23 protein-coding genes are annotated in these 26,725 nt (G+C 70.9%); 14 read left to right on the forward strand and 9 right to left on the reverse strand.

Annotation, left to right across the window (positions count from 1 at the left end):
* Positions 1-100: 100 nt before the first annotated feature.
* The gene (locus RLT58_RS25035) at positions 101-2,083 is read left to right on the forward strand and encodes an alkaline phosphatase family protein (protein WP_311312605.1); all 1,983 of its coding nucleotides are present in this window, start codon (positions 101-103) and stop codon (positions 2,081-2,083) included.
* A gap of 5 nt (positions 2,084-2,088) precedes the next feature.
* Here RLT58_RS25035 and RLT58_RS25040 read toward each other — a convergent pair whose 3' ends face one another.
* Positions 2,089-2,904: a serine hydrolase domain-containing protein gene (locus RLT58_RS25040; protein WP_311312606.1), complete on the reverse strand. Its 816-nt coding sequence runs from the start codon at positions 2,902-2,904 to the stop codon at positions 2,089-2,091.
* Between the two features lie 91 nt (positions 2,905-2,995).
* On the opposite strand from RLT58_RS25040, the gene RLT58_RS25045 reads away from it, so the two are divergent.
* Together RLT58_RS25045 and RLT58_RS25050 are read left to right on the forward strand one after the other, a co-directional pair.
* Positions 2,996-3,466 (forward strand): MerR family transcriptional regulator, encoded by a 471-nt coding sequence (locus tag RLT58_RS25045; protein ID WP_311312607.1) that lies wholly within the window; start codon positions 2,996-2,998, stop codon positions 3,464-3,466.
* Positions 3,466-4,482, forward strand: coding sequence for an aldo/keto reductase (locus tag RLT58_RS25050; RefSeq protein WP_311312608.1), 1,017 nt, complete (start codon positions 3,466-3,468; stop codon positions 4,480-4,482). The genes RLT58_RS25045 and RLT58_RS25050 overlap by 1 nt, the downstream gene beginning before the upstream one ends.
* 5 nt (positions 4,483-4,487) lie before the next feature.
* Here RLT58_RS25050 and RLT58_RS25055 read toward each other — a convergent pair whose 3' ends face one another.
* From RLT58_RS25055 to RLT58_RS25080, 6 genes are all read right to left on the reverse strand, one after another.
* Complete coding sequence (locus RLT58_RS25055; protein ID WP_311312609.1) at positions 4,488-5,534, reverse strand: alpha/beta hydrolase; 1,047 nt, start codon at positions 5,532-5,534, stop codon at positions 4,488-4,490.
* 142 nt (positions 5,535-5,676) lie between these two features.
* The gene (locus RLT58_RS25060; RefSeq protein WP_311312610.1) at positions 5,677-6,363 is read right to left on the reverse strand and encodes a response regulator; all 687 of its coding nucleotides are present in this window, start codon (positions 6,361-6,363) and stop codon (positions 5,677-5,679) included.
* Entirely contained in the window at positions 6,360-7,613 is a 1,254-nt protein-coding gene (locus RLT58_RS25065; protein WP_399131679.1) for a sensor histidine kinase, read from the reverse strand. The genes RLT58_RS25060 and RLT58_RS25065 overlap by 4 nt, the downstream gene beginning before the upstream one ends.
* 51 nt (positions 7,614-7,664) lie before the next feature.
* The gene (locus RLT58_RS25070) at positions 7,665-8,624 is read right to left on the reverse strand and encodes a DUF4429 domain-containing protein (RefSeq protein ID WP_311312612.1); all 960 of its coding nucleotides are present in this window, start codon (positions 8,622-8,624) and stop codon (positions 7,665-7,667) included.
* A gap of 85 nt (positions 8,625-8,709) precedes the next feature.
* A complete protein-coding gene (locus RLT58_RS25075) occupies positions 8,710-9,921 on the reverse strand; it encodes an alpha/beta hydrolase (RefSeq protein ID WP_311312613.1) in 1,212 nt (403 codons plus the stop codon).
* A gap of 231 nt (positions 9,922-10,152) precedes the next feature.
* Positions 10,153-10,809, reverse strand: a complete 657-nt coding sequence (locus RLT58_RS25080; protein WP_311312614.1) for a TetR family transcriptional regulator — start codon at positions 10,807-10,809, stop codon at positions 10,153-10,155.
* Between the two features lie 240 nt (positions 10,810-11,049).
* Here RLT58_RS25080 and RLT58_RS25085 point away from each other — a divergent pair, with 240 nt between their 5' ends.
* On the forward strand, positions 11,050-12,537 hold the full coding sequence (locus tag RLT58_RS25085) for a DHA2 family efflux MFS transporter permease subunit (protein ID WP_399131952.1): 1,488 nt from the start codon (positions 11,050-11,052) through the stop codon (positions 12,535-12,537).
* Positions 12,538-12,738: 201 nt separating this feature from the next.
* Positions 12,739-13,101, forward strand: coding sequence for a peptidase inhibitor family I36 protein (locus RLT58_RS25090; protein ID WP_311312616.1), 363 nt, complete (start codon positions 12,739-12,741; stop codon positions 13,099-13,101).
* 73 nt (positions 13,102-13,174) lie between these two features.
* Here the strand turns inward: RLT58_RS25090 and aceE are convergent, their stop codons facing one another.
* Positions 13,175-15,916 (reverse strand): pyruvate dehydrogenase (acetyl-transferring), homodimeric type, encoded by a 2,742-nt coding sequence (aceE, locus tag RLT58_RS25095; protein WP_311312617.1) that lies wholly within the window; start codon positions 15,914-15,916, stop codon positions 13,175-13,177.
* A 466-nt stretch (positions 15,917-16,382) separates the two neighbouring features.
* On the opposite strand from aceE, the gene RLT58_RS25100 reads away from it, so the two are divergent.
* The 6 genes from RLT58_RS25100 to RLT58_RS25125 all read left to right on the forward strand — a co-directional run bounded on the left by RLT58_RS25100 (position 16,383) and on the right by RLT58_RS25125 (position 20,989).
* Positions 16,383-16,820 carry a DUF3052 domain-containing protein gene (locus RLT58_RS25100; protein ID WP_311312618.1) on the forward strand — a complete coding sequence of 146 codons (438 nt, stop codon included), beginning with the start codon at positions 16,383-16,385 and terminating at the stop codon, positions 16,818-16,820.
* Positions 16,821-16,988: 168 nt separating this feature from the next.
* Entirely contained in the window at positions 16,989-17,447 is a 459-nt protein-coding gene (locus tag RLT58_RS25105; protein ID WP_311312619.1) for a peroxiredoxin, read from the forward strand.
* 151 nt (positions 17,448-17,598) lie between these two features.
* The gene (locus RLT58_RS25110) at positions 17,599-18,174 is read left to right on the forward strand and encodes a TerD family protein (RefSeq protein WP_311312620.1); all 576 of its coding nucleotides are present in this window, start codon (positions 17,599-17,601) and stop codon (positions 18,172-18,174) included.
* 144 nt (positions 18,175-18,318) lie between these two features.
* Complete coding sequence (locus RLT58_RS25115; protein ID WP_311312621.1) at positions 18,319-18,894, forward strand: TerD family protein; 576 nt, start codon at positions 18,319-18,321, stop codon at positions 18,892-18,894.
* A 70-nt stretch (positions 18,895-18,964) separates the two neighbouring features.
* A complete protein-coding gene (locus tag RLT58_RS25120; RefSeq protein WP_311312622.1) occupies positions 18,965-20,098 on the forward strand; it encodes a DUF475 domain-containing protein in 1,134 nt (377 codons plus the stop codon).
* Positions 20,099-20,254: 156 nt separating this feature from the next.
* Positions 20,255-20,989 (forward strand): TerD family protein, encoded by a 735-nt coding sequence (locus tag RLT58_RS25125; protein ID WP_311312623.1) that lies wholly within the window; start codon positions 20,255-20,257, stop codon positions 20,987-20,989.
* A 10-nt stretch (positions 20,990-20,999) separates the two neighbouring features.
* On the opposite strand, the gene RLT58_RS25130 is transcribed toward RLT58_RS25125, so the two are convergent.
* On the reverse strand, positions 21,000-21,836 hold the full coding sequence (locus RLT58_RS25130; protein WP_311312624.1) for a TerD family protein: 837 nt from the start codon (positions 21,834-21,836) through the stop codon (positions 21,000-21,002).
* Between the two features lie 220 nt (positions 21,837-22,056).
* Between RLT58_RS25130 and RLT58_RS25135 the strand changes: the two genes are divergently transcribed.
* The 3 genes from RLT58_RS25135 (at position 22,057) to RLT58_RS25145 (ending at position 26,703) form a co-directional block, all read left to right on the forward strand.
* The gene (locus RLT58_RS25135) at positions 22,057-23,220 is read left to right on the forward strand and encodes an HpcH/HpaI aldolase/citrate lyase family protein (RefSeq protein WP_311312625.1); all 1,164 of its coding nucleotides are present in this window, start codon (positions 22,057-22,059) and stop codon (positions 23,218-23,220) included.
* A 121-nt stretch (positions 23,221-23,341) separates the two neighbouring features.
* Complete coding sequence (locus tag RLT58_RS25140; RefSeq protein WP_311312626.1) at positions 23,342-25,870, forward strand: phosphoribosyltransferase; 2,529 nt, start codon at positions 23,342-23,344, stop codon at positions 25,868-25,870.
* A complete protein-coding gene (locus tag RLT58_RS25145; RefSeq protein ID WP_311312627.1) occupies positions 25,867-26,703 on the forward strand; it encodes an HAD family hydrolase in 837 nt (278 codons plus the stop codon). The genes RLT58_RS25140 and RLT58_RS25145 overlap by 4 nt, the downstream gene beginning before the upstream one ends.
* Positions 26,704-26,725 lie beyond the last annotated feature (22 nt).

The following is a 26,725-nucleotide window of genomic DNA, read 5'->3' on the forward strand; positions in this document are numbered from 1 at the left end:
GAATACGGCCGTGGTTCGCCCCCTGTTCGCCCCGGCGGCCTAGTTTTCGCAGGCACGTGGACGGACAACCCCGAACCACTCTCCCCCCAGAGGTCCCCTGATGACTCTCCCCATCACCCGGCGCAGAATGCTCCGGACGGCAGCCGCCACCTTCGGTGCGATCGCGGCCGGCGAGGCGCAGGCCGGTGCGGCCGAACACCACCTGCCCAAGGGCTTCAACGGCGACATGTCCGATCTGAGGCACGTGGTGATCCTGATGCAGGAGAACCGTTCCTTCGATCACTACCTCGGCCAGCTGCCCGGGGTGCGCGGCCACCACGACAGACAGGTCCTCACCTTCCAGGACGGCACGGACGTCTTCCAGCAGCGCGATGCCGCCGGAGCCATCGTGACACCCGCCGTCTCGACCGCCACCTGGAGCGACAACCACAGCTTCTACGGTGCCAACGGCGGGCGTTGGAACACCTGGGTGAAGGACAAGGGCGACCACTGCATGTGGTACTACACGCCCGACTACATGCCGTGGATGTACTCGCTCGCCTCCCAGTACACCGTCTGCGACATGAACTTCTGCTCCCTGCACGGGCCGACCATCCCGAACCGCTACTACCTCATGACCGGTGCGGCGGGCGGCGAGACCTCCAACGCCCGGCAGAACGACTACAGCCGCACCTGGACCACGGTCCCCGAGCAGCTCCAGCAGGCCGGCATCGACTGGCGGGTCTACTCCGACAACAGCGGCAACGGCGTCGGCGGCAGCCTCCAGAACGGCTATGTCGGCGAGTACGGCTGCAACGTCACCAACAGCTTCGCCTCCTTCGACCCCCGCACGGCCGACGAGGCCGACCTCGCACCGGGCACCGGCAGGATCTGGAAGGCCAACTCCTTCGTCTACGAGGGTGCGACGACACCCAACGACGACTCCGAGGCCAACCTCGACGCGGTGCTCCGCGACCTGATCGCGGCCTGCGAGCCGGGGGCGGAGCATCCCCTTCCCGAGGTCTCCTGGGTGGTGATGCCCGCCGCGTGGAGCGAGCACCCGGGCTTCGACACCGTCCACGGCGAGCGCTACATGAACAAGGTGCTCCGCACGCTCCAGAGCAACGAGGAGATCTGGAACCACACCTTGGTGATCATCACCTACGACGAGAACGACGGAAAGTTCGACCACGTCCTGCCGCCGCGCCCGGAGCCGGGCACGGCCGGTGAGTTCTCCGGCACCACGCCGTACGGGTTCGGCCCCCGGGTGCCGATGCTGCTGGTCTCACCGTGGACCCGGGGCGGCTATGTCGCGTCGGAGGTGTTCGACCACACCTCGACGGTGAAGTTCCTGGAGACCTGGGCCGCCTCGCTGGGCAAGCCGTTCACCTGCCCGAACATCACCGACTGGCGCCGGTCCGTCGCCGGCGACCTGACCAGCGCGATCGACTTCGCGCACCCGCGTCCGGGCCCGGTCGTCATCGCCGACCCCGTCACCGGCACCCCGCCGAAGCCGTCGCGGCACCGGATGAAGCCCCGCGGCCTCTCCTTTCACCCGCACGCCACCCTCACCGAGGACCGCGCCGCCGGCACGGTGACCGCGGCCATGACGCTGGCCGGCGGCCCGGCGGGCAAGGCGGTGAGCCTCCAGGTCTTCCCCGACTGGTATCTCCCCTTCGACAACACGCCGTTCACGGTGAGCGCGGCGGCTCCGCGTACGTACACCTGGGACACGACGGAGACCGACGGCGCGTACGCGTTCTCCGTCTACGGGCCCGACGGCTTCCTGCGCTCCTTCGCCGGGCAGGTGGTTCCCGCGGGCGAGCGGGGCAGGCACATCGGCATCCCGCGCGTCGGGGCGGAGCTCGTCGGGGGCAGGAGGCCCGTGGTCCGGCTGAGGCTGCACAACGACGGCAGGCACCCCGTCCGGTACACCCTGAAGGCCAACGACTACCTCGGCGGCACCCGGAAGCACCTCGTCCCCGGCGGCGCATCCGTCGTCGTGCACTGGCCCACCGAGGACGGCTCCTACGACGTGGTGCTCACCGCCGACACCGGGACCGGCTGGACCCAGCGGTACGCCGGCCGCGTGTCGACGGTCTGAGGCGGTTACGCCGCCAGCTCCGCGAGCACCGCGTCCGTGAACGGCGGCCACACCTCGGCCGCCCACGGCCCGAAGGCGCGGTCGGTGAGGGCCACACAGGCCGCGCCCGCCGCCGGGTCGACCCACAGGAACGTGCCCGACTGCCCGAAGTGGCCGAACGTGGCCGGGGAGGACGAGGCGCCCGTCCAGTGCGGGGACTTGGAGTCGCGGATCTCGAAGCCGAGCCCCCAGTCGTTGGGGTTCTGGTGGCCGTAGCCCGGCAGCACGCCCTTGAGACCGGGGTGCACGACGGTCTGCGCCTCCAGCACCGTGCGCGGGTCGAGCAGGCGGGGGGCCTGGACCTCGGCGGCGAAGCGCACCAGGTCGTCGACGGTCGAGACGCCGTCGCGGGCGGGCGAGCCGTCCACGGTGGTCGCGGTCATGCCCAGGGGCTCCAGGATCGCCTGTCGAACGTATTCCGGGAACGGGATGCCGGCGGCCTTGGCGATGTGGTCGCCGAGCACCTCGAAGCCCGCGTTGGAGTACAGCCGCCGGGTGCCGGGCGGGGCCGTGACCCGGTGCTCGTCGAAGGCGAGCCCGCTGGTGTGCGCGAGCAGGTGCCGGACGGTGGAGCCCTCGGGCCCGGCCGGCTCGTCCAGCTCGACGGCGCCCTCCTCGTAGGCCACCAGCGCCGCGTACGCCGCGAGCGGCTTGGTCACGGAGGCCAGGGGGAAGCGGTGCGCGGTGGGACCGTGCGTACCGACGACCGTGCCGTCCGCTCGTACGACGGCCGCTGCCGCGGTGGGGACGGGCCAGTTCTCGATCATCGCCAGGCTCAGCATGCTCTCGAGAGTAGGCTGCGCCGCCCGTCCGCCGAAACTCGCGTCCGGATGCGCTTGCTTCGAGTGCACTCCAGGGTTCTAGCGTGGAGGCATGACGGTGATGGAGACCACTTCGACCACGGCGACCGGGACCGACCGCTGCGCTTCGGCCCCCACCGCGCACCCGCGCCCCGAGGGGCAGGACCGGTACACGATCAGCGAGGTGGCCGCGTTCACCGGCCTCAGTGCCCACACGCTGCGCTGGTACGAGCGGATCGGCCTGATGTCGCACGTCGACCGCTCGCACACCGGCCAGCGCCGCTTCACCAACCGCGACCTGGACTGGCTCGCCTTCGTCGGCAAGCTGCGGCTGACCGGGATGCCGGTCGCCCACATGGTCCGGTACGCGGAGCTGATACGCGAGGGCGACCACACCTTCGAGGAACGCCAGGAGCTGCTGGAGGCGACCCGCCGCGACGTCCGCACGCGGATAGCGGAGCTCCAGGACACCCTAGCCGTGCTCGACTACAAGATCGACTTTTATGCGGGCGCCCGACGGGCGCCGGAAAGGCCCAGTACCTGATGACTGACAACAAGATCGCCACCGTGGAGCTCGGCAGGGGCGGCCCGCAGGTCGGAGTCCAGGGCCTCGGCTGCATGGGCATCAGCGAGTTCTACGGGGAAACGGACGAGGCGGCGGCCCGCGAGACGCTGGAGACGGCGCTCGCGGCGGGCGTCACCCTCTTCGACACCGCCGACATCTACGGCAGCGGCGCCAACGAGACGTTCCTCGCGCCGTTCGTCGGGGCGCACCGGGACGAGATCACGCTCGCCACCAAGTTCGCCATCGAGCGCCGCGACGAGGACCCGGACTACCGGGGCGTGAACAACTCGCCCGCCTACATCCGCAAGGCCGTCGAGGCCAGCCTGCGCCGGCTTGGCACCGACGTCATCGACCTGTACTACATGCACCGCCGCGACCCGGCCGTCCCGCTGGCCGAGTCCGTCGGCGCCATGGCCGAACTGGTCCAGCAGGGCAAGGTCAAGCAGCTCGGGCTCAGCGAGGTGACCGGCGCGGAGCTGCGCGAGGCGCACGCCGTGCACCCGATCGCCGCCCTCCAGTCCGAGTGGTCCCTCTTCAGCCGGGACACCGAGCGCAGCGCCGTCTCGGCCGCCGCCGACCTCGGTGTGACCGTCGTGCCGTACTCCCCGCTCGGCCGGGGCTTCCTCACCGGCTCGTTCGCGGACGCCGGCAAGGAGCTGTCCCAGGGCGACTTCCGCGCCTCGCAGCCGCGCCTGACCGGCGACAACGCGCGGAAGAACGCCGCGCTCCTGGAGCCGGTCCACAAGATCGCCGCCGCGCACGGGGCGAGCGCCGCCCAGGTGGCGCTGGCCTGGGTCCAGCAGCGCGCCCAGGTCCACGGGATCACCGTCGTCCCGATCCCCGGCACCCGCAGGAGCAGCCGGCTGCTCGAGAACGTCGGCGCGACCCGGATCACGCTGACCGACGACGAGCTGGCCCTTCTGGAGCCGATCGCCGGCCAGGTGGTGGGCGACCGCTACCAGGACATGAGCCTGACCTCGCTCGCGCGCGAGTAGCCGCCTCAGCCGCGCACCCCTTCCGCGATCCTGGCGAAGGCGTGCAGCGACTCGGTGCCGGGCGCGAAGTAGCCGGTGTGCCCGTGGGCGTCGTCCGCGGGCACCCGGCGCGCGCCGAACTCCGGGGACGCCGGGTCGGGGCCGTGGCCCAGCCCCGCGATCTCGACGTGCGGCACCCGGCCGATCCAGTCGTCGGGGTCCTTGGCCGCCCACACCCGCGCCCGGGTGTGCAGCGCGCCGACGTCGTCGGCCCGCATCCCGGGCGAGCCGAGCACCACCAGGTCGCGGGCGCGCAGCCGGGACGCGGCGAGACCGCAGACGACCGAGCCGTAGCTGTGGCAGAACACGGCGGGCGCGGGCACCCCGTCGGCCGCCAGCCCGTCCGTGAACCGGGCCAGCCGGTCCGCCCCCGCCTCGGCGAGCGAACCGGTCGCGGCGTCCACGCCGAGGCCCACGGGCGTGGTGTACCCGGCCCAGGCGATCACGGCGCTGCCCCGACCGGTCCGCGCGTAAAGGGACTTCGCCATCCCGGCCGGGGTCCCGTACACATCGGCCGTACGGTCGAAGGTGCCCGCGTCGATGTCCGAACCGGGCACCACCACCGACACCCGGCGTGCGTGGTCCAGGTCGCCGAAGACCTCCGCGACCTGGCCGCGGCCCCGGGGGTCGAACGCCAGGATCTGCCGGTGCGGGTCCCCGGCGAGACGGGCGTACCGGGGGTCGTGAACGGCCTTCAGCGCACGGGCGTTGGCCCGGTAGCGCAGGACGGCCGGGACGCCGTCGAGGTTTCCGACGACGAGCGGATGGCGTACCACCAGCGTGTTCCGGTCCCGCTCGCTCAACCCCCGGAAGAAACGGCCCACTTCGGCGGGGGACTCCCGCTCCGGGTCGGGCAGCTCGCGGCCGAGCACCCGGTCCGCCCGCCAGGCCGTGATGCCGGGCGGCGGCCCGGTCACCGCCTGCTGGGTGTTGCCCGAGACCCAGCCGGCCGTTCCCGACACCGCGGTCGTGGCCAGTGCCACCGCGACCAGGGTCCTCGCATAACGCCTCATCCGCCCCCGCCTCCCTCTCCGGCCGAGCCGGATCCCGCACGCCGAGCGGCGTGACCAGGAGGAAGGTAGGAAGAGGGCGGGTCCCGGGGCATCACACCGGGGAGCCAACCGCGTGGTGATACCCGGGTAGGGGGCGTACGGGTCACGGGGTGCCCGGCACCACCACACCCGCCTCGTACGCGAAGATCACGGCCTGCGCCCGGTCCCGCAGGTCCAGCTTGGCCAGCACCCGCCCGATATGGGTCTTCACGGTCTGCTCGGCGAGCACCAGCCGCCCGGCTATCTCCTGGTTCGACAGCCCCCTGGCGATCAGTTCGAGCACCTCGGTCTCGCGCGGCGTCAGCCCGTTCAGCCGCAGCGCGGCCCCGCTGCGGCCCGCGCCGGAGGGCGGCCCCTGCCGGGCGAAGTCGGCGATCAGCCGCCGGGTCACGGACGGCGCCAGCAGCGCGTCACCGGCGGCCACCACGCGGACCGCCGAGATCAGATCGGCCGGCGGCGCGTCCTTGAGCAGGAAGCCGGACGCCCCGGCCCGCAGGGCCTCGTACACATAGTCGTCCACGTCGAACGTGGTGAGCATCAGCACCCGGGGCACATGCACCACGCCCGCCGGCGGGTCCAGCAGCGCGCGTGCGGCGGCCAGGCCGTCCATCTCGGGCATCCGGACATCCATCAGCACCACGTCCGGGCGTACGTGGCGGCTGACCTCGATGGCCCGGCGCCCGTCCGGCGCCTCACCGGCCACCTCGATGTCCGGCTGCGCCGCCAGCAGTGCCGCGAACCCCGCCCGCACCATGGCCTGGTCGTCGACGATGATCACACGAATGGTCAAGAGTCCTCCGGGTTCCCGTTCCGCGGGGGCGACGACGGAGGCAGCGGCAGCCGCGCGGCCACCCGGAAGCCCCCGTCGGGCAGCGGACCGACGTCCAGCGTGCCGCCGGTCAACCGTACGCGTTCGCGCATGCCGACCAGACCGTGCCCCGTCCCCGACGTCTCCACCGGCGCACGCGGGCCGGGCAGCGAACCCGAAGGCTGTGCAGGGCCGTTGACCACCAGCACCGTCAGATGCGCCCCGTCCGAGCGGACCGACACCCGGGTGCCGGCCCCCGGCGCGTGCCGCACGACGTTCGCCAGCGCCTCCTGCACGATCCGGTACGCCGACAGGTCCACCGCCGGGGGTATGCCCGTCAGCCCGGCGGGCATCGACAGCTCGGCCGGCAGCCCCGCCCGCACCGTCGCCTCCACCAGCTGCTGCACCCGGCCGAGGCCCGGCTGCGGGGCCCGTTCGCCCTCGGTGCCGTCGCTGCGCAGCACCACCAGCAGCCGCCGCATCTCCGCGAGGGACTCCCGCGCACTCGCCGCGATGGCCTCGAACTCCTCGCCCGCCTCCGGCGGCAGCCCCTTCAGGCGGTACGGGGCGGAGTCCGCCTGGACCGTGATCACCGACATGTGGTGCGCCACCACGTCGTGCAGCTCGCGGGCGATCCTGGTGCGCTCCTCCAGCAGTGTGCGCCGCGCCCGCTCCTCCGCGCTGATGGTCTCCTGCTCGACCAGGCGGCGCTGGGCGACGCCCCGTTCCCGCAGCGCCGCGCCGATCACCAGCACCACCGCGCCGATGAGGAACAGCAGCAGCGCACTGCCGTTGCTGCGCTCGGGGGAGACCAGATGCAGCACGAGCCCCGCCGCGCCGGTCGCCAGCCAGACCAGGACCAGCGTCCGCCGCCCCTCGCGCAGCGCCAGGGCGAGCAGCACGAAGAGATGGGCGATCAGTGCGGTCGGCGTCCACGGCCAGACGTCGTACTTCTCGGCCGGCAGGCCCAGCAGCACCAGCGCGCCCGCGATGTCCGCCGGGAAGATGATCCACCAGGCCCACAGCGGGCGGCGGGCCAGCATCAGCAGCGGGGCCGCCTGCGCGACGGCGAGCGCGCCCGCGGTACCGCCGTCCAGGCCGTACTGGTCCTTCAGGGACGCGATCGTCACCGGGACGAACAGCGCGGTGAGCGCGATGACGGCGGCGTACGGGAGGAGCCGCTGCCACCGCTTGCGGGCACCGGCCAGCGGGGGCTGGGAGGACGTGGACATGATCCGCTCAGGGTAGGCAGCCGGGCCGCCCGCCCGCGTCATACCGGAGTGCTACAACTCGGCGAGGAGCTGCGCCTTCTTCGCGCTGAACTCGTCGTCCGTGACCAGTCCCGCCCGGTGCAGCTCACCGAGGTGGTGGATCCGCTCGGCGATGTCCGCCGGGTCGCGCCGGGCCCCGGCCGCCGGGGGAGCCGTCGCCAGGGGCGCCGACTGCTTCCTGCGGACGGACTCCAGCACGGCTGCGGCGAACGGCAGCGACTCGTGCACCGGGCCGTAGCCCAGACCGAAGATCACCGCGGCCGGGTCCTGGTCGGCGCGGGCAGGCCGCGGCTCCACCGGCTGCGTGCTCGGCGCGATACCGGGCCGCAGCCCCGCCCCGGCGACCGGGCCCGGTCCGGCGAGGGCGTCCGCCGCCGGCACCGCGCCGTCGAGCCCCCTCGGCAGCAGGCGCAGATAGCCCTCGAACGCCTCCGGCGAGCGCCACTCGACCCCGCACAGGTCACTGACCGGGAACGTCTGGTCACCGGCCTTCCACTTCTCCGAGGAGGCGCCCGTCCAGAACCAGCGGAAGGAGACCCGCTCCCCGTCGAAGCCGGCCCGGCCGTCGTACGCCTTGAAGTGCATCGGGGCCTCGGGGGCCGCGACCAGGAAGCGCTCGGCGGGTTCGTCCGCGTCGGGTCCCAGACAGGTGCGCAGCTCGTCCGCGTAGTACTCCGCGAGCGTCTCGCGCTCGGCGGGGAGCACCAGGCGGTACGGATCGCAGCCGTCCTTCAGCTGCCCGGCGGCAGCCTCCACCAGGGGATCGGCACCCGGTCTCGGCACCGCGCGCAGCACCACCGTGCCCCGCTTGCCCGGGGTCAGCGTCACCGACGACAGCGCCGCGTACGGGACGCGGCGCTCTCGGAGGCTCTGGAAGAGCCTCGGCGTACGGATACCCCGTTCGAAGCGGATGAGCACGGAGTCGGTGTCGAACTCCCAGGTGGCATGAATTCCGGCCAGCACATCACCCATGTGCCTCATCGTATGCGGCACTTGCCCGCTCGTCCCCCTTCGGAGTGCATCGCGCTGTACGGTCCGCGACGGATCTCTACGCGCGTCAGAGTGTCGTGTTGCCGGAAATCCCGTCGTGGCAGACGCCCTCGTCCCGTGCGCACGTCACCGCGGTGTAGGCGCCCACACCGATCGCGGCGAAGTTGCCGAGGCTCTCGGTGCCCGGCTCGAAATAGCCGCTGTGGCCGACCGCGTCACCCGCCGAGACGACCCGTGCGCCGAAGTCCGCGTCGACCGGGTCGGCGCCGTGGCCGAGGCCGCCGACCTCCAGGTTCGGCACGTCCTCGATCCAGTCGTCGTGGTCCCGCATCGCCCACACATGGGCCCGGGTGTGCAGCTGCCCGGCGCTGTCGGCCCGCATGCCCGGGCTGCCCGCCACCGCGATGTCCGCCACCCGGCCGGGCAGCCGGTCCGCCGCGACCCCGCACAGGACGGAGCCGTAGCTGTGGCAGAACAGCGAGACGGGCGAGGCCCCCGGGAGCGCGTCGACGAGCGCCTCCAGACGGACCGCCCCGCGTTCGGCGAGGTTGCCCAGGGCCGCGTCCATGCCGATGCCGACGGGCGCGGTGTAGTCGGCCCAGGCGATCACGGCGGTCCGCACGCCGGGGCGGGCGGACCGCTCGGCCGCGTACAGGGACTTGGCCATGCCGACAGGGGCCGCGTTGGTCTTGGAGCCCGTGCGCTCCAGCGTCAGCAGATTGGTGTCGACACCGGGGACGACGATCGAGACGCGCTCGGCCCGGTCGAGATCGCCGAACACCTCGGCCGCGTGTCCCCGGCCGGACGGGTCGAACGCCAGGAAGTGCCGGTCCCGGTCCAGCATCGACCGGAAGCGGTCCACCCGGCGCATCGCCTCGGCCCGGCCCTCCGGGGAGAGCCGGGGGTCGTGCACGCGTTCCTGCTCGACGGCGCGCGCCTGTTGCAGCGCGATCCGGTTCGCCCGGTAACGCACGGTGACCGGGGCGCCGTTGAGATTCCCCACCACCAGCGGGTACCTCTCGGCGAGCCCGGTCCGCTGCGCCGCCGTCAGCGTGGCGAAGAAGTGCGCCAGCTTGTAGGGCGGCGCGTCGGCGTCGGGGAGCGCGCGTCCCGCTATCGATCCCTTGGCCCAGGAGGCGAGCGCGATCGTGCGTGGCTCGTCGGAGCGTTGATGGCGCACGGCGGTCCAGCCGGTGGTCGCCAGCATCACGAAGACGACCGCCAGGGCGAGGAGCGTGCGCCAGGCGGTGAGCGTGGGGGAGGAATCGAAGGAAGTCACTTCGGTCCACATTAGGAGACGCGTGTAAGGCGCTGTTAAGGGGGTGACGCACATCACCCGGCTGTGGGGAATGAAACGGCGATTCCCTCACCCTGTGTACGGCCTCCCGCACACTCCGCCGCGCCCGGGGCCGCCGGAACACCTCACCGGCGCACAGGGGCACGGCTGTTGTGACCTCGGTCATGTGTACGGCTGAGGGATGCGGCACACCCGGACGTGCGGCACGCCGGCTCAGCCCCGGGTGCGCCAGCTCTCCGCCAGGGCCGGCCCCAGCTGGTCCAGATGGATCTCGGTCAGCTCCCGGAGCGAATCCACGCTGGTGTCCCGCTCCTGCACCCACAGCTGGCCGCTCACCCGCATCACACCGGTGAACGCGGCGACCGCGACCCGGGGGCGCGGGTCCAGCGCCATGTCCAGGCCCTCCCGCTCGGCGATCAGCCCGGCGATCTGGTTCTCCAGGTCGATGCTGCGCCGCAGATGGGCGGCGAGCAGCGAGGGCGTCGACTCGATCATCCGGTACGTACGCATGTGGAGTTCGACCGGGACGAGCTCCTCGATGGCCTCGCCGATACTGTTCCAGGCGCACAGCACGGCGCGCCGCATGGCCTCGAAGGGGGCTTCCGGTGCGGGCCGTTGACGCAGTTCGGCGATGAAGCGCGACTCCACCATCTCCTGGACGGCGAAGACGACCTCCTCCTTGCTGGCGAAGTAGCGGAAGAAGGTGCGCTGGGAGACCTCGACCGCCTCGGCGATCTCGTCGACGGTGGTCTCCTCGTACCCCTGGGTCGTGAAGAGTTCGAGGGCGGCGAGGACCAGGGCGTCGCGGGTGCGCCGCTTCTTGCGCTCGCGCAGCCCGGTCGAAGGCGCCGCGGCCGGCCCGTCGGTCACTGAACTGGTCCTCTTTTCCCTGCTTTGTCCAGCTCAGCCTACCTGTGAGCTACGTGACAGTTACCGACTTGTGAATTGGTTTGTCAACTGTCAGTGACTGACACTAATCTCCCGCACATGACTAGTCAGCCCACCCTCGAGAAGGCGTCGCGGGAACCCCAGGACCCCGCCGGCCCCGTATCTGCCAAGGGGCTGCGCGGCCACCCCTGGCTGACGCTCTTCTCCGTGGCCATCGGCGTGATGATGGTCGCGCTCGACGGCACGATCGTCGCGATCGCCAACCCCGCGATCCAGCAGGACCTGGGCGCCTCGCTCGCCGACGTCCAGTGGATCACCAACGGCTACATGCTCGCCCTCGCGGTCTCCCTGATCACCGCGGGCAAGCTCGGTGACCGGTTCGGCCACCGTCAGACCTTCCTGATAGGCGTCGTCGGCTTCGCCGCCGCTTCGGGGGCCATCGGCCTCTCCAGCAGCGTCGCGCTGGTGATCACGTTCCGGGTGCTCCAGGGACTCTTCGGCGCCCTGCTGATGCCGGCCGCGCTCGGCCTGCTGCGCGCCACCTTCCCGGCCGAGAAGCTGAACATGGCGATCGGTATCTGGGGCATGGTGATCGGCGCCTCGACCGCCGGCGGCCCGATCCTGGGCGGCGTGCTCGTCGAGCACGTCAGCTGGCAGTCCGTCTTCTTCATCAACGTGCCGGTCGGTGTGCTCGCGCTCGTGCTGGGTGTGCTGATCCTCAAGGACCACCGCGCCGAGAACGCGCCGCGCTCCTTCGACTTCGCCGGCATCGTGCTGCTGTCCACGGCGATGTTCTGCCTGATCTGGGCGCTCATCAAGGGCTCGGAGTGGGGCTGGGGCGACCTGAAGACGGTCGGCTTCCTGGTCGGCGCCGTCGTGCTGTTCCTCGCCTTCGCCCTCGTCCAGCAGCGGGTCCGCGAACCGCTGATCCCGCTGGCGATGTTCCGCTCCGTCCCGCTCTCCGCGGGCACGGTCCTGATGGTGCTGATGGCCTTCGCCTTCATGGGCGGCCTGTTCTTCGTCACCTTCTACCTGCAGAACGTGCACGGCATGAAGGCCGTCGACGCGGGCCTGCACCTGCTGCCGCTGACCGCCATGATGATCGTCGCCTCGCCGCTGGCGGGCTTCCTGATCACCAAGTTCGGCCCGCGCGTCCCGCTGGTGGGCGGCATGGTCTGCACCGCCGTCGCCATGTTCGGCATGTCCCAGCTGACCGTCGGCACCGGCACCGTCACCATGTCCGTCTGGTTCGCCCTGCTCGGCCTCGGCCTCGCGCCCGTCATGGTCGGCGCCACCGAGGTCATCGTGGGCAACGCCCCGATGGAGCTCTCCGGTGTCGCCGGCGGCCTCCAGCAGGCCGCCATGCAGGTCGGCGGCAGCCTCGGTACGGCGGTGCTGGGTGCCGTCATGGCCTCCCGCGTCGACGCCGAGCTGGCCGACAACTGGAAGGCCGCGAAGCTCCCGCCGCTCTCGCCCGAGCAGCTGGGCCAGGCGTCCTCCGCCATCAAGGTCGGCATGCCGCCCGTCGCCAAGGGCACCCCGCCGGAGATCGCCGGCAAGATCACGACCGTCGCCCACGACACGTTCGTCTCGGGCATGAGCACCGCGTTCATGGTCGCCGGCATCGTCGCGGTCATCGCCGCCCTGGTCGCCACCCTGACCAAGCGCGGCGAGAACGCCGAGGCGGGCGCGGGCGCCGGTCACATCTGACCGGACCCCGCCCCGGACGCCTCCGGGGCGCCCCCGCGACGCCCCCGGGCGTCAACACAGCGCGTACAACAGCCCCGCCGGAACGTTCCGGCGGGGCTGTCGCCTATCAGGGTGGTCCGGGCCCCCGCCCCCTTCCCGTACCGCTTTCGCACAGCTCAGGGTGGGTGCGGAAGATCCACATCACCACGGGGGTTGATTCGCATGCGTACGACCGTTCTCGCGGCCGCCCTGGCCGCCACCGCCCTGATCCCGCAGGCACCGGCCCAGGCCGCGCCCGGCCGGCTCGGGGACTGCCGGAGCGGCCAGCTCTGCCTCTGGGCCAAGCCGGACTTCACCGGCGCCCGGCAGGTCCACGAGCTGTCCACCACCGACATCGAGAGCTGCGTCCCGCTGAAGGCGGGCACCGCGGCCCAGGCGCTGGTCAACCGCACCGGCCGGCCCGTCACCACCTACCAGTCCGCCGAGTGCGCCGAGACCGGCGAGTTCGAGACCTACCCGGGCGGCGGGACCTGGGTGCCGCAGTCCCCGTACCAGGTGCGGGCCTTCAAGATCTGGGAGAACTGAACCGTATACGGAAGACGCCGTGGGGCGGCGGGACCCTTCCGGGTTCCGCCGCCCCACGGCCGTCGTCACGTGCCTACGCGTCGCCGCCCGCGGCCCCCGGATCGGCCGAGGCAACATCCAGCAGGTCGTAGCGGTCGACCGCCGTCTTCAGCACCGAACGGTCGATCTTGCCGTCCTTGGCGAGCTCGGTGAGCACCGCCAGGACGATCGACTGCGCGTCGATGTGGAAGAACCGGCGAGCCGCACCCCGCGTGTCCGCGAAGCCGAAGCCGTCCGCGCCCAGCGACTGGTACGCCCCCGGCACCCAGCGGGCGATCTGGTCCGGCACGGACCGCATCCAGTCCGAGACCGCCACGAACGGCCCCTGCGCCCCGGACAGCTTGCGCGTCACGTACGGCACGCGCTGCTCCTCCTCGGGGTGCAGCAGGTTGTACCGCTCCACGTCCACGGCCTCGCGCCGCAGCTCGTTCCAGGAGGTCGCCGACCAGACGTCCGCCTTCACGTTCCACTCGTCGGCGAGGATGCGCTGCGCCTCGACCGCCCAGGGGACCGCCACACCGGACGCCATGATCTGGGCCGGGATCTGGCCCTTCTCGCCGGTGCTGTAGCGGTAGACACCCTTCAGGATGCCCTCGACGTCCACATCGGCGGGCTCGGCCGGGTGCTGGATCGGCTCGTTGTACACGGTGAGGTAGTAGAAGACGTCTTCGTTCTCCTCGGGGGTCCCGCCGTACATCCTGCGCAGCCCGTCCTTGACGATGTGCGCGATCTCGTACCCGAACGCCGGGTCGTAGGAGACACAGCCAGGGTTGGTCGAGGCGAGCAGCTGCGAGTGGCCGTCCGCGTGCTGGAGGCCCTCACCCGTCAGCGTCGTACGGCCGGCGGTCGCGCCCAGCACGAAGCCGCGCGCGAGCTGGTCGGCCATCTGCCAGAACTGGTCACCCGTGCGCTGGAAACCGAACATCGAGTAGAAGACGTACACCGGGATCAGCGGCTCGCCGTGCGTCGCGTACGCCGAACCGGCGGCGATCAGCGAGGCCGTGCAGCCCGCCTCGGAGATGCCGTCGTGCAGCATCTGCCCGGTCGGCGACTCCTTGTACGCGAGCAGCAGATCACGGTCCACCGACTCGTACTGCTGACCCAGCGGGTTGTAGATCTTCGCACTCGGGAAGAAAGCGTCCATACCGAAGGTGCGGTACTCATCGGGCGCGATCAGCACGAAGCGCTTGCCGATTTCCTTGTCCCGCATGAGGTCCTTCAGGATGCGGACGAATGCCATGGTGGTGGCGATCGACTGCTGACCCGAACCCTTCTTCGCGGTCGCGTACGTCTTGTCCCCGGGCAGCTCCAGCGGCTTCGCGCGCACCACACGGGTCGGGACGTAACCGCCCAGACCCTTGCGGCGGTCGTGCATGTACTGGATCTCCTCCGAGTCGCGGCCCGGGTGGTAGTACGGCGGGTTGCCGTCCTCCAGGTCCTTGTCCGCGATCGGGATGTGCAGCCGGTCCCGGAAGCGCTTCAGGTCCTCGGCGGTGAGCTTCTTCATCTGGTGGGTCGCGTTGCGGCCCTCGAAGTTCGGCCCCAGCGTCCAGCCCTTGACCGTCTGCGCCAGGATCACCGTCGGCTGGCCCTTGTGCGCCTTGGCCGCCGCGTACGCCGCGTACACCTTGCGGTGGTCGTGGCCGCCGCGTCCCAGGTGCAGGATCTGCTGATCGGTCATGTCCTTGACCATCTCGCGCAGCCGCGGGTCGTCACCGAAGAAGTGCTCACGGATGTAGGCGCCCGTCTCGGTCGCGTACGTCTGGAACTGGCCGTCCGGGGTGGTGTTCAGCTTGTTGACCAGGATGCCCGTGCGGTCCTGCGCGAGCAGCGGGTCCCAGGAGCGGTCCCAGACCAGCTTGATGACGTTCCAGCCGGCGCCCCGGAACTGCGACTCCAGCTCCTGGATGACCTTGCCGTTGCCGCGCACCGGGCCGTCGAGGCGCTGGAGGTTGCAGTTGACGACGAAGGTCAGGTTGTCCAGGCCCTCACGGGCGGCGATGGAGAGCTGGCCGAGCGACTCGGGCTCGTCCATCTCGCCGTCGCCGAGGTAGGCCCAGACATGCGAGTCGGAGGTGTCGGCGATGCCGCGCGCCTCCATGTAGCGGTTCATCCGCGCCTGGTAGATCGCGCCGAGCGGGCCGAGGCCCATCGACACGGTCGGGAACTCCCAGAAGTCGGGCATCAGCCGCGGGTGCGGGTAGCTGGACAGCCCGTTCGGCGCCTTCGACTTCTCCTGGCGGAACGCGTCGAGCTGGGTCTCGCTCAGCCGGTCCAGCAGGAAGGCGCGGGCATAGATCCCGGGGGAGGCGTGCCCCTGGAAGAAGATCTGGTCGCCGCCGCGGCCGTCGTCCTTGCCGCGGAAGAAGTGGTTGAAGCCCACGTCGTACAGCGAGGCCGAGGACGCGAACGTGGCGATGTGCCCGCCCACGCCGATCCCCGGACGCTGCGCGCGCGACACCATGACCGCCGCGTTCCAGCGGGTCGCGTTGAGGACCTTGCGCTCGATCTCCTCGTCGCCGGGGAAGAACGGCTCGTCCTTCGTGGCGATCGTGTTCACGTAGTCCGTGCTGCGCATCTCCGGCACGGCGACGCGCTTCTCGCGCGCGCGCTCGATGAGCCGGAGCATGAGATAGCGGGCCCGCTCACGGCCTCGCTCGTCGACGGCGGCGTCGAGGGAGTCGAGCCATTCCTGGGTCTCTTCGGGATCGAAATCCGGGACCTGACTCGGAAGGCCGCCAATGATGATCGGGTTGCGATCGGATCCGGAAGCCACGCTGTTCCTTCGCTGTTCGGTGCTGCGCTACGGGGCCTGTTACGGGAGTCATGCCCCCGGACATAAGGATGTGTACGCCATGCCCATCGTGTACCGCTGGAACGCGTACGTCATCTCTACCGTGAGGTAACCCGGGACTCGCCGGGACGTCCCGGGCGCAGGATTGCAAACCGTAACCATACGCCCAAGGCGTCCAAGTGTTCCCAAACGCTGTTCGGCTCCGATTGCCGGACCGAAACGGCATAAGCTGTTCAAGGACGTAAGGACGTCAAAGAGGGTGTGGAGGGTGTGCAGGCTCCCTGAGGGACCCGCCGACAGTGCGGCGACGTGGCACGAAACGTCACCGTTTAGGCGGTCTCGTACGCTGGGTACTTGCGCGATCCGCCACTCCCGTGTGGACTACGGCCAACGCCCCGCGCACGCGCGTGGCTGAAGCATTTTCCGAAACATGATCAGGAGGCAACCCGTGAGCGCGACCGCGGACCACGCGGAGGAGCGGACCAACCCGGCAGCACGCCTGGGGTTCGAGCCCGGACAGGTGGTCCAGGAGATCGGCTACGACGACGACGTCGAGCTGGAGCTCCGTGAGGGCATTGAGGCCATTACCGGCCAGGATCTCGTCGACGAGGAGTACGACGACGTCGCCGACGTCGTGGTGCTCTGGTTCCGTGACGAGGACGGCGACCTTACGGACGCGCTGGTGGATGCCATTGGTCTGCTCGAGGACGGCGGTACGGTCTGGCTGATGACGCCGAAGACCGGCCGTGACGGATACGTCGAGCCGAGCGACATCAACGAGGCTGCCCAGACAGCCGGTCTCGCCCAGACCAAGAGCATCAGTGCGGGCAAGGACTGGACGGGCAGCCGTCTGGTCACGCCGAAAGCGGCCAAGGCCAAGCGCTGATCCGCACTCGCCCCTGAAGGCCCCCGACCGGCACGGCGCCGAGCGGGGGCCTTCGTACGTCCGCGGGAAGCTTCCACGGGTGCCGCACGCCGGACAAGGCCCTCTGCGTAGGGTGGTGGGAGTCACCCGGACAGCCCAGCCCGGCGACGTAGCGAAGGGACGCGTTTCATGGCGATCGAGGTCGGCACCCAGGCCCCGGAATTCGAGCTGAAGGACAACCACGGCCGGACCGTGAAGCTCTCGGACTTCCGCGGCGAGAAGAACGTGGTGCTGCTGTTCTACCCGTTCGCCTTCACCGGCGTCTGCACGGGCGAGCTGTGCGCGCTCCGCGACGAGCTGCCCACGTTCGAGAACGACGACACCCAGCTGCTGGCCGTCTCCAACGACTCCATCCACACCCTGCGCGTCTTCGCCGAGCAGGAGGGCCTGGAGTACCCGCTCCTCTCCGACTTCTGGCCGCACGGCGAGACCTCGCGCGCGTACGGAGTCTTCGACGAGGAGAAGGGCTGCGCGGTGCGCGGCACCTTCATCATCGACAAGGAGGGCGTGGTGCGCTGGACGGTCGTCAACGGCCTGCCCGACGCGCGCGACCTCAACGACTACATCAAGGCGCTCGGCGCCCTCTGATCCGGTCACCGGTTGGATCTCCCCGCGACCCCCGGCCGAAAGCCTGTTTTGGCCGGGAACCGGTCACTAGGATCCACTCGTTGATCCGATGCCAACACGACGTGGAGGCGCCGGCACCGGCCGGCCCCCAAGCAAACCAATGGGAGGACTCGTGGGAGTCAGCCTCAGCAAGGGCGGCAACGTCTCGCTGACCAAGGCCGCGCCCAACCTGACCGCGGTCATCGTGGGTCTGGGCTGGGACGCCCGTACCACCACCGGCGGAGACTTCGACCTCGACGCCAGTGCTCTGCTGACGAATGCCGAGGGCAAGGTCGCCAACGACGGCAACTTCGTCTTCTTCAACAACCTCAAGAGCCCCGACGGCTCGGTCGAGCACACCGGTGACAACCTCACCGGTGAGGGCGAGGGCGACGACGAGGTCATCAACGTCAACCTGGCCGGTGTCCCGGCCGACGTCGACAAGATCGTCTTCCCGGTCTCGATCTACGAGGCCGAGTCCCGCCAGCAGAGCTTCGGCCAGGTGCGCAACGCGTACATCCGCGTCGTCAACCAGGCCGACAACAGCGAGCTCGCGCGCTACGACCTGTCCGAGGACGCCTCGACGGAGACCGCCATGGTCTTCGGCGAGCTGTACCGCAACGGCGCCGAGTGGAAGTTCCGCGCCATCGGCCAGGGCTACGCCTCGGGTCTGCGCGGCATCGCGCAGGACTTCGGCGTCAACGTCTAGCCGCGCCGTCCGGGGCCGCGTCCGCGCGGCCCCGCCCGGCTCCAGCATTCTCCGTCCGGCGCCGCACCCTGTGCGGCGCCGGACGCGCTCAGCAGACGGATCCACCGCTGCACAGACGGTTCATCGACTCGGGGAGGACACAGCATGGGCGTCACGCTCGCCAAGGGAGGCAATGTCTCCCTCTCCAAGGCCGCACCCAATCTCACCCAGGTGCTGATCGGGCTCGGCTGGGACGCACGCTCCACGACCGGCGCCGACTTCGACCTCGACGCCAGCGCCCTGCTGTGCCAGTCGGGCCGAGTGCTCGGTGACGAGTGGTTCGTGTTCTACAACAACCTCACGAGCCCCGACGGTTCCGTGGAGCACACCGGTGACAACCTCACGGGTGAGGGCGAGGGCGACGACGAGTCGGTCATCGTGAACCTCACCCAGGTCCCGGCGCACTGCGACAAGATCGTCTTTCCGGTCTCGATCCATGAGGCCGACAATCGCGGACAGACGTTCGGCCAGGTCAGCAACGCCTTTATCCGGGTCGTCAATCAGGCGGACGGCCAGGAACTCGCGCGTTACGACCTGTCCGAGGACGCCTCGACGGAGACCGCGATGATCTTCGGCGAGCTCTACCGCTACAACGGCGAGTGGAAGTTCCGTGCAGTAGGACAGGGGTACGCGTCGGGACTGCGCGGCATCGCTCTAGACTTCGGGGTCAACGTTTCGTAAAGCCGCGCACGGCGCGGGGGAGCCCCGTGCTCTTCGGGGGAGACCCGTTACATACATGATGGGGTAGCCAGTGCTTCTGAAAACCTTCGGCTGGTCGTTCGCGATCACCGCGATCGGCCTGGTCGCAGCGTGGTTCTACGGGGGGTGGGAAGCGTTCGGCGTCGTCGCGATCCTTTCCGTCCTGGAGATCTCGCTGTCGTTCGACAATGCGGTGGTCAACGCCGGAATCCTGAAGAAGATGAGTGCCTTCTGGCAGAAGATCTTCCTCACGATCGGTGTGCTCATCGCGGTCTTCGGTATGCGGCTGGTATTCCCCGTCGTGATCGTCGCCATCACCGCCAAGCTGGGTCCGATCGAGGCCGTTGATCTTTCCTTCAACGACCCGGACCGCTACAAGGAACTGGTCACCGACGCCCACCCGGCGATCGCCGCCTTCGGTGGCATGTTCCTGCTCATGATCTTCCTCGACTTCATTTTCGAGGACCGGGACATCCAGTGGCTGCGCTGGATCGAGCGTCCGCTGGCCAAGCTCGGCAAGGTCGACATGCTGTCGGTCTGCATCGCGCTGATCGTCCTGCTGATCTCGGCGCTCACGTTCGCCGGCTCGGCCCACCAGCACGGCGGCGGTCACGCGGACAAGGCGGAGACCGTCCTGCTCGCGGGCATCGCGGGTCTGATCACGTACCTCATCGTCGGCGGTCTCTCCGGCTACTTCGAGAACAAGCTCGAAGAGGAGGAGGAACGCGAGCACGAGGAGGAGGAAGAGGCCAAGCGGACCGGCAAGAAGCTCTCCGCGGTCGCTCTCTCCGGCAAGGCCGCGTTCTTCATGTTCCTCTACCTCGAGGTGCTCGACGCGTCCTTCTCGTTCGACGGTGTCATCGGCGCCTTCGCCATCACCAACGAGATCGTGCTCATGGCGCTCGGCCTCGGCATCGGCGCCATGTACGTCCGTTCGCTCACGGTCTACCTGGTCCGCCAGGGCACCCTGGACGACTACGTCTACCTGGAGCACGGCGCGCACTACGCGATCGGCGCGCTGGCCGTCATCCTGCTCGTCACCATCCAGTACGAGATCAACGAGATCATCACCGGCCTCGTCGGTGTCATCCTGATCGCCTGGTCCTTCTGGTCCTCGGTCCGGCGCAACAAGGCGCTGGAAGCCGAGGAGGGCAAGGGAAAAGCTGAGGTCTCCGCCGGGGTGTGACCCGGTAGGGATTGAGGAACGCTCTCTGCGGGGCGGCTCGTGCGGCAGCGGATCCGGGGAACACCCGGCTCCGGCCCGGAGCCGCCCCGCAGTGGCGTGTGCGTCGCGTGTGCCGCATGCGGCGGGGTGGCAGGACGACAGGTAGAGGGGTTGGGGATGGCGTTCTGGAACAGCCTGTGGCCGGGGCGGGAAGCGCAGTTCGAGTCGGGCAACGCGGCCACCAACTCCATCGTGCTCTCCCGGCGGCACGCCACGGTCTCGCTCACCAAGCAGGGAGCGCTGACCGGCAATCTGCGGGTCAACCTGTCCTGGCGGATGCGCACCTCGGACATCGAGGGCCGGTCGAGCCAGAGCGGCCGGCTGCTGCGGCCCTTCAAGCTCTTCCAGCCCGACGTCGTTCAGGCGCACACCCAGGGCGTGGTCAACGTGGACCTGGACCTGGGCTGCATGTACGAGCTGGCGGACGGCACCAAGGGCGTCGTGCAGCCGCTGGGCAACCTGATCGGCGATCTGAACGGACCGCCCTACATCAGGCTCAGCGGCGACGACCGCTTCGGGGCGCCGTCCGGGGAGACCGTCTACGTCAACCTCGACCAGCGCGAGCAGATCAAGCGGCTGCTGTTCTTCGTCTACATCTACGACCAGACGCCGGCCTTCGACCGTACGCACGCCAAGGTGACGCTCTACCCGGGCAACGGGCCGCGCATCGAGATCGAGCTGGACGAGCGGGCCCCGCAGGCCCGCTCGTGCGCCGTGTTCACGGTGGAGAACGTCAAGGGCGAGCTGATCGTCCGGCGCGAGGTGAAGTTCGTGTACGGCTTCCAGTCGGAGCTGGACCGGCTGTACGGCTACGGCATGCAGTGGGGGCGGGGCTACAAGTCCCGCGCCTGAGGGGGTGCGCTCAGGGGCGTATGAACTGCGGTCCCTGCGGGGGCAGCACGAAATTCGGGTCCGGGGCGGGTGCGGCGGCCGCCGCGGGCTGCGGATAGCCGTAGGCGGGCCCTGCGGAGGCCGGCTGGGGGTAGCCGTAGGCGGCGGGTGCGGCCGGGGCCGCGGCGGGCTGCGGATAGCCGTACGAGGGCTGCTGGTGCAGCACGGTGGCCTGCGAGTCCGGGGCGGGCGCCGGGGCCGGCGGGAAGTCGGGTGCGGGCGGGGCGGCCGGAGCCGGTGCGGGCTCGGGCTCGGCGGCGGCCTCCGCCTCGTCGACGGAGATGCCGAAGGCGGTCGCGAGGCCGACGAGCCCGGTCGGATAGCCCTGGCCGACGGCCCGGAACTTCCAGCCGTCCCCGCGGCGGTACAGCTCGCCGCAGATGATCGCGGTCTCCTCGCCCGTCTCCGCCCGTACGTCGAAGACGGCGAGCGGCTCGCCCCCCGCGGCGGCGGCGTCGTAGAGCAGGATGCGCAGATCGCGGACGTGCTCGAAGGCGGCACCGTCGGAGGACGCGGCGATGACCACCTGGTCGACCGAGGGGTCGAGGGCGTTCAGATCGGCCTCGATGGTGTCCGTCAGCCCCTCGGGCAGGCTCCGCTTCGGCAGCCGGCGCACCAGCCCGGAGGGGTGGCGGGGCTGGTTGTAGAAGACGAAGTCCTCGTCGGAGCGCACGCGGCCGCCGGCGCCGAGCAGCAGGGCCGAGGCGTCCACATCGGGCACCCCGGTACCCGGGGTCCAGCGCAGCACGGCCCGTACGGCCATGGCGTCGAGAGGGACGTTCGAGCCTTTCACCATCGCGTGCGTCATGCCGGTCATCCTGCCTGCTGGCGCCCCGTGCGGACAACGCGGGGTCGCCGGCCGTGTCCTGGCGAACAGGCGGAATCACCCCGTCCGCCCCCTTCGAAACCCTCGCGAAAGGGGTGGGTTACCCGGAATTCACGAGGCGAGGGAACTGCCGACACCCGTCCGTACGTACTATTACCGGCCACACGTTGTCCGGTCGGTCAGGTAGTACGGGGGGAACCATATGCGTCATTTCGGGCATATCGCGGCTACCGCGAGGGACGACCTGTTCTTCCGTGAACCGTGCGTCTTCGACGCCGACTCCCCGGCCCCGACCCTCGCCGTCGCCCTGGGTGCCACGCTCTACAGCCCCGCCACCAGGCCCCGGCTCGCGGACGACGTGATCAAGCAGTCCCGGCGCGGCGTCGTCTCGATGGTGCTGTGCCTGGAGGACTCGATCGACGACTCCGAGGTGGCCGGCGCCGAGGAGAATCTCGTCGCCCAGTTCGCCGATCTCGCCGGGCGCGGCGAGGAGCTGCCGCTGCTGTTCATCCGGGTCCGCGAGCCCCGTCAGATCACGGACCTGACGCAGCGGCTCGGCGCATCCTCCCAATTGTTGTCCGGTTTTGTACTTCCCAAGTTCACGCAAGAGCGTGGCGTGCCGTTCATGGAGGCCCTCACCAAGGCCGAGACCATCGGCGGCAGGCGGCTCTTCGCCATGCCCGTCCTGGAGTCCCCCGAGCTGCTGTACCTGGAGACGCGGCACGAGGCGCTCCGCAAGATCGCCGACACGGTCGGCACCTACCGTGACCGGGTCCTCGCGCTCCGCCTCGGCGTCACCGACTTCTGCTCCGCGTACGGGCTGCGCCGGGCCCCCGACATGACCGCCTACGACGTGCGGATCGTCAGCGACGTCATCGCCGACGTGGTCAACGTGCTCGGCCGGGCGGACGGCACGGGCTTCACGGTCACCGGCCCGGTGTGGGAGTACTTCAGGCTCCAGGAGCGCATGTTCAAGCCACAGCTGCGCCGCAGCCCCTTCCAGGAGGGCCGGGCGGAGGAACTGCGTACGGCTCTGATCGAGCACGACCTCGACGGCCTGCTGCGCGAGATCGAGCTCGACCGGGCCAACGGCCTCCAGGGCAAGACCTGCATCCACCCCTCGCACGTGGCGCCCGTGCACGCGCTGTCGGTGGTCAGTCACGAGGAGTTCAGCGACGCGCAGGACATCCTGCGGCCGGAGCGCGGCGGTGGCGGGGTGATGCGTTCCTCGTACACGAACAAGATGAACGAGGTGAAGCCGCACCGTGCCTGGGCCGAGCGCACACTGCGGCGGGCCGAGGTCTTCGGGGTGGCGCGGGAGGACATCGGCTTCGTGGACCTGCTGGCGGCGAGCCTCGCGGAATGAGCGGTGCCGGTGCGCGGGTTCCCGTAGAGGGACACCGCCGCGCACCGGCGTGTGCGGATCGGACGACGCGCCCCGGCGACGGGGCGCCTGAGCAGGACGGCGCGGCCCGGCGGTCGGGCGCGTGACAGGGCGACGGAAAGAGACAGCGAACGTGGTGTGGTCGGGTAGCTGGGTGGCGGAGCGACTGGGCGTCGAGCTGGTGGGCGGCGAGGAGCTGCGTGAGCTGCTGGGCCTCGCCCTGCGCCGCAACCCCAAGCGGGCACATCTGCTCGTGTCCAACGTGCTGGGCAAGCATGTGCCGCAGCGCCCCTCCGTGGTCTACGGCGCCGGCTTCGAGCTCGGCCTGCGGGTGCGTGAGCTTCTGGGCGACGAGGAGGCCCGGCGGGCGGTCGTGCTCGGTTACGCGGAGACCGCCACCGGCCTCGGCCACGCGGTCGCCGACGGGCTCGGCCAGGCGCCCTACCTCCACTCGACCAGGCGCCCGGTGGCCGGCGTGGCACGGGCGGGCGGCTTCGAGGAGTCCCACTCGCACGCCACCTCGCACCTGCTGCTCCCGGAGGATCCGGAGCTGCTGGCGGCCGACGGTCCGGATGCGACGCTGGTGCTCGTCGACGACGAGTTCTCCACCGGCAACACCGTCCTGAACACCATTCGCGCCCTGCACGAGCGCTACCCGCGCAAGCGGTACGTCATCGTGGCCCTCGCGGACATGCGCTCGCCGGACGACCGCGGACGGCTCGCCGGGTTTGCCGACGAGATCGGCGCCCGGGTCGACCTCATCGCCAGGAACGCCGGCACGGTCGGCCTCCCGGACGGCGTCCTGGACAAGGGCCAGGCCCTGGTGGCGGCACAGGAGGCGGAGCAGGCGGCGGAGCCCCGCCCGGCCGCCCCCTCCACCGCCCTGCGCACCCGCATCGACCTCCGGTGGCCCGCCGGCGTGCCCGACGGCGGCCGGCACGGCTTCACACCCGCCCATCGCGCGCTCCTGGAGCCCGCGCTCCCCGCCATGGCGGACCGCATCGCCCGCGCGCTGGGCGACCACCCCCGCCGGGTGCTGGTCCTCGGCTTCGAGGAGCTGATGTACGCCCCGCTGCGCCTGGGCACCGCCCTGGAGGAGCGCACCGGCGCCGAGATCCGCTACTCCACCACGACGCGCTCCCCGGTCCTCGCCGTGGACGACCCGGGCTACGCGATACGCACCCGGCTGGTCTTCCCGGCCCACGACGACCCGGCCGACGGCCCCGGCGACCGCTACGCGTACAACGTCGCGGGCGCGGGCTTCGGCGCCGTGGTCCTCGTCGTCGACTCCACCGCCGACACGCCCGCCCTGCACGGCCCCGGCGGCCTGCTGGAACAGCTCGGCGCGCACACGGCCCACGTCCTGCTCGCGGTCGTCCCCTCGTACATACCGCCGAGCGCAGCCCCGCCCGCGCCCGCCGCGCACTCCCGCGCACTCTCCTCCGCCTCCGACCGGCAGGAAGAAGCCCCCATGCTGCCCGAGCCCCTCCGCGGCCCCGCCTTCTCCTCCTACGCGCCCGACGAGGTCGGCTGGCTGCTCCAGGACCTCTCGGACACCCAGCTGGAGGCGCCCACCGAGGAGCGCGAGGAGGCGATACAGAGCGGTGGCGCGCACTACGCCGAGTCGCTGCCCGTGGAGTACCAGCCCTCCGAGCAGTACCAGGACCTGTTCAAGGCGGCCCTGGACCTCTCCGCCGCCCGCATCGCCCGCGCCGTCGGCACGGTCACCGAGACGGTCCTCGCCGAGCGCGGCCCGCGCCCGGTGCTGGTCTCGCTCGCCCGGGCCGGCACCCCCGTCGGCGTGCTGATGCGCCGCTGGGCCCGCCTGAGGCACGGCACCGACCTGCCGCACTACGCCGTCTCGATCGTGCGCGGCCGGGGCATCGACGCCAACGCCCTGCGCTGGCTGGCCGCCCACCACAACCCCGCCGACATCGTCTTCGTCGACGGCTGGACGGGCAAGGGCGCCATCACCCGCGAACTCGCCGCGGCCATCGCCGAGTTCGAGGCCGCCGACGGTACGGAGGGCTTCGACCCGGAGATCGCCGTCCTGGCCGACCCGGGCGGCTGCGTCCGCACGTACGGCACCCGCGAGGACTTCCTCATCCCCTCCGCCTGCCTCAACTCCACGGTGTCCGGGCTCATCTCCCGTACGGTCCTGCGCGCCGACCTCGTCGGACCGGACGACTTCCACGGCGCGAAGTTCTACCGCGAGCTCGCCGGTTCCGATGTCTCCGGCCACTTCCTGGACACCGTCACCGACCGCTTCGCCGAGGTCACCGACGCCGTGGACGCCGAGGTCAAGGAGCTGCTGACCGCCGACCGCGCCCCGACCTGGGAGGGCTGGGCCGCCGTCGAGCGCATCAGCGAGGAGTACGGCATCCACGACGTGAACCTCGTCAAGCCGGGCGTCGGGGAGACGACCCGCGTCCTGCTGCGCCGCGTCCCGTGGAAGATCCTCGCCAAGCGCGGCGCCGGAGCGGACCTCGAACACATCAGGCTGCTCGCGGAACAGCGCGGCGTCCCGGTCGAGGAGGTCGACGAACTCCCTTACACCTGCGTCGGGTTGATCCACCCGAAGTACACGCGCGGGGCGACCGGCGCCGACGGCCGGGCGGTGGAGTCCCAGTGACCGCGCCCGTGACCCTCGTCGCCAGCGACCTCGACCGCACCCTCATCTACTCGGCGGCCGCCCTCCAGCTCACCGTGCCGGACACGCAGGCGCCCCGGCTGCTGTGCGTCGAGGTGTACGACCACAAGCCGCTCTCGTACGTCACGGAGACGGCGGCCGCACTGCTGGCCGAGCTGACGAGCTCCGCCTCCGCGGTCTTCGTACCGACCACCACCCGCACCCGCGAGCAGTACCACCGCATTCATCTCCCGGGCCCCGGGGCCGCGTTCGCGATCTGCGCCAACGGCGGCCACATCCTGGTCGACGGCGAGTCCGACCGGGACTGGCAGCGCACCGTGGCCGGCCGGCTGGCCGAGGAGTGCGCCTCGCTCGACGAGGTCCGCGCCCACCTCGTCTCCGCCGCCGACCCCGCCTGGCTGCTCAAGGAGCGGGTCGCCGAGGACCTCTTCGCCTACCTCGTCGTCGACCGGGCCCAACTGCCCCCGGACTGGACGAAGGAACTCGCCGAGTGGGCCGGCCCGCGCGGCTGGACCGTCTCGCTCCAGGGCCGCAAGATCTACGTCGTACCCCGCCCGCTCACCAAGAGCGCGGCCGTGCGCGAGGTCGCCCGCCGCACCGGCGCCACGCTCACCCTGGCCGCCGGCGACTCGCTCCTGGACGCCGACCTGCTGCTCTGCGCCGACCGCGGCTGGCGCCCGGGCCACGGCGAACTGGCCGACGCCGGCTGGAACGCCCCGCATGTGACGGCGACCGCCGAGCGCGGGGTGGCGGCGGGCGAGGAGATCCTGCGGCAGTTCCTCCGGACGGCGGCGGGCCTGCCCCGGGCCGCCTGAAACCGGCCGGGCTCCCGACGCG

It is taken from the genome of Streptomyces sp. ITFR-16 (genome assembly GCF_031844705.1).
Taxonomy (GTDB): domain Bacteria; phylum Actinomycetota; class Actinomycetes; order Streptomycetales; family Streptomycetaceae; genus Streptomyces.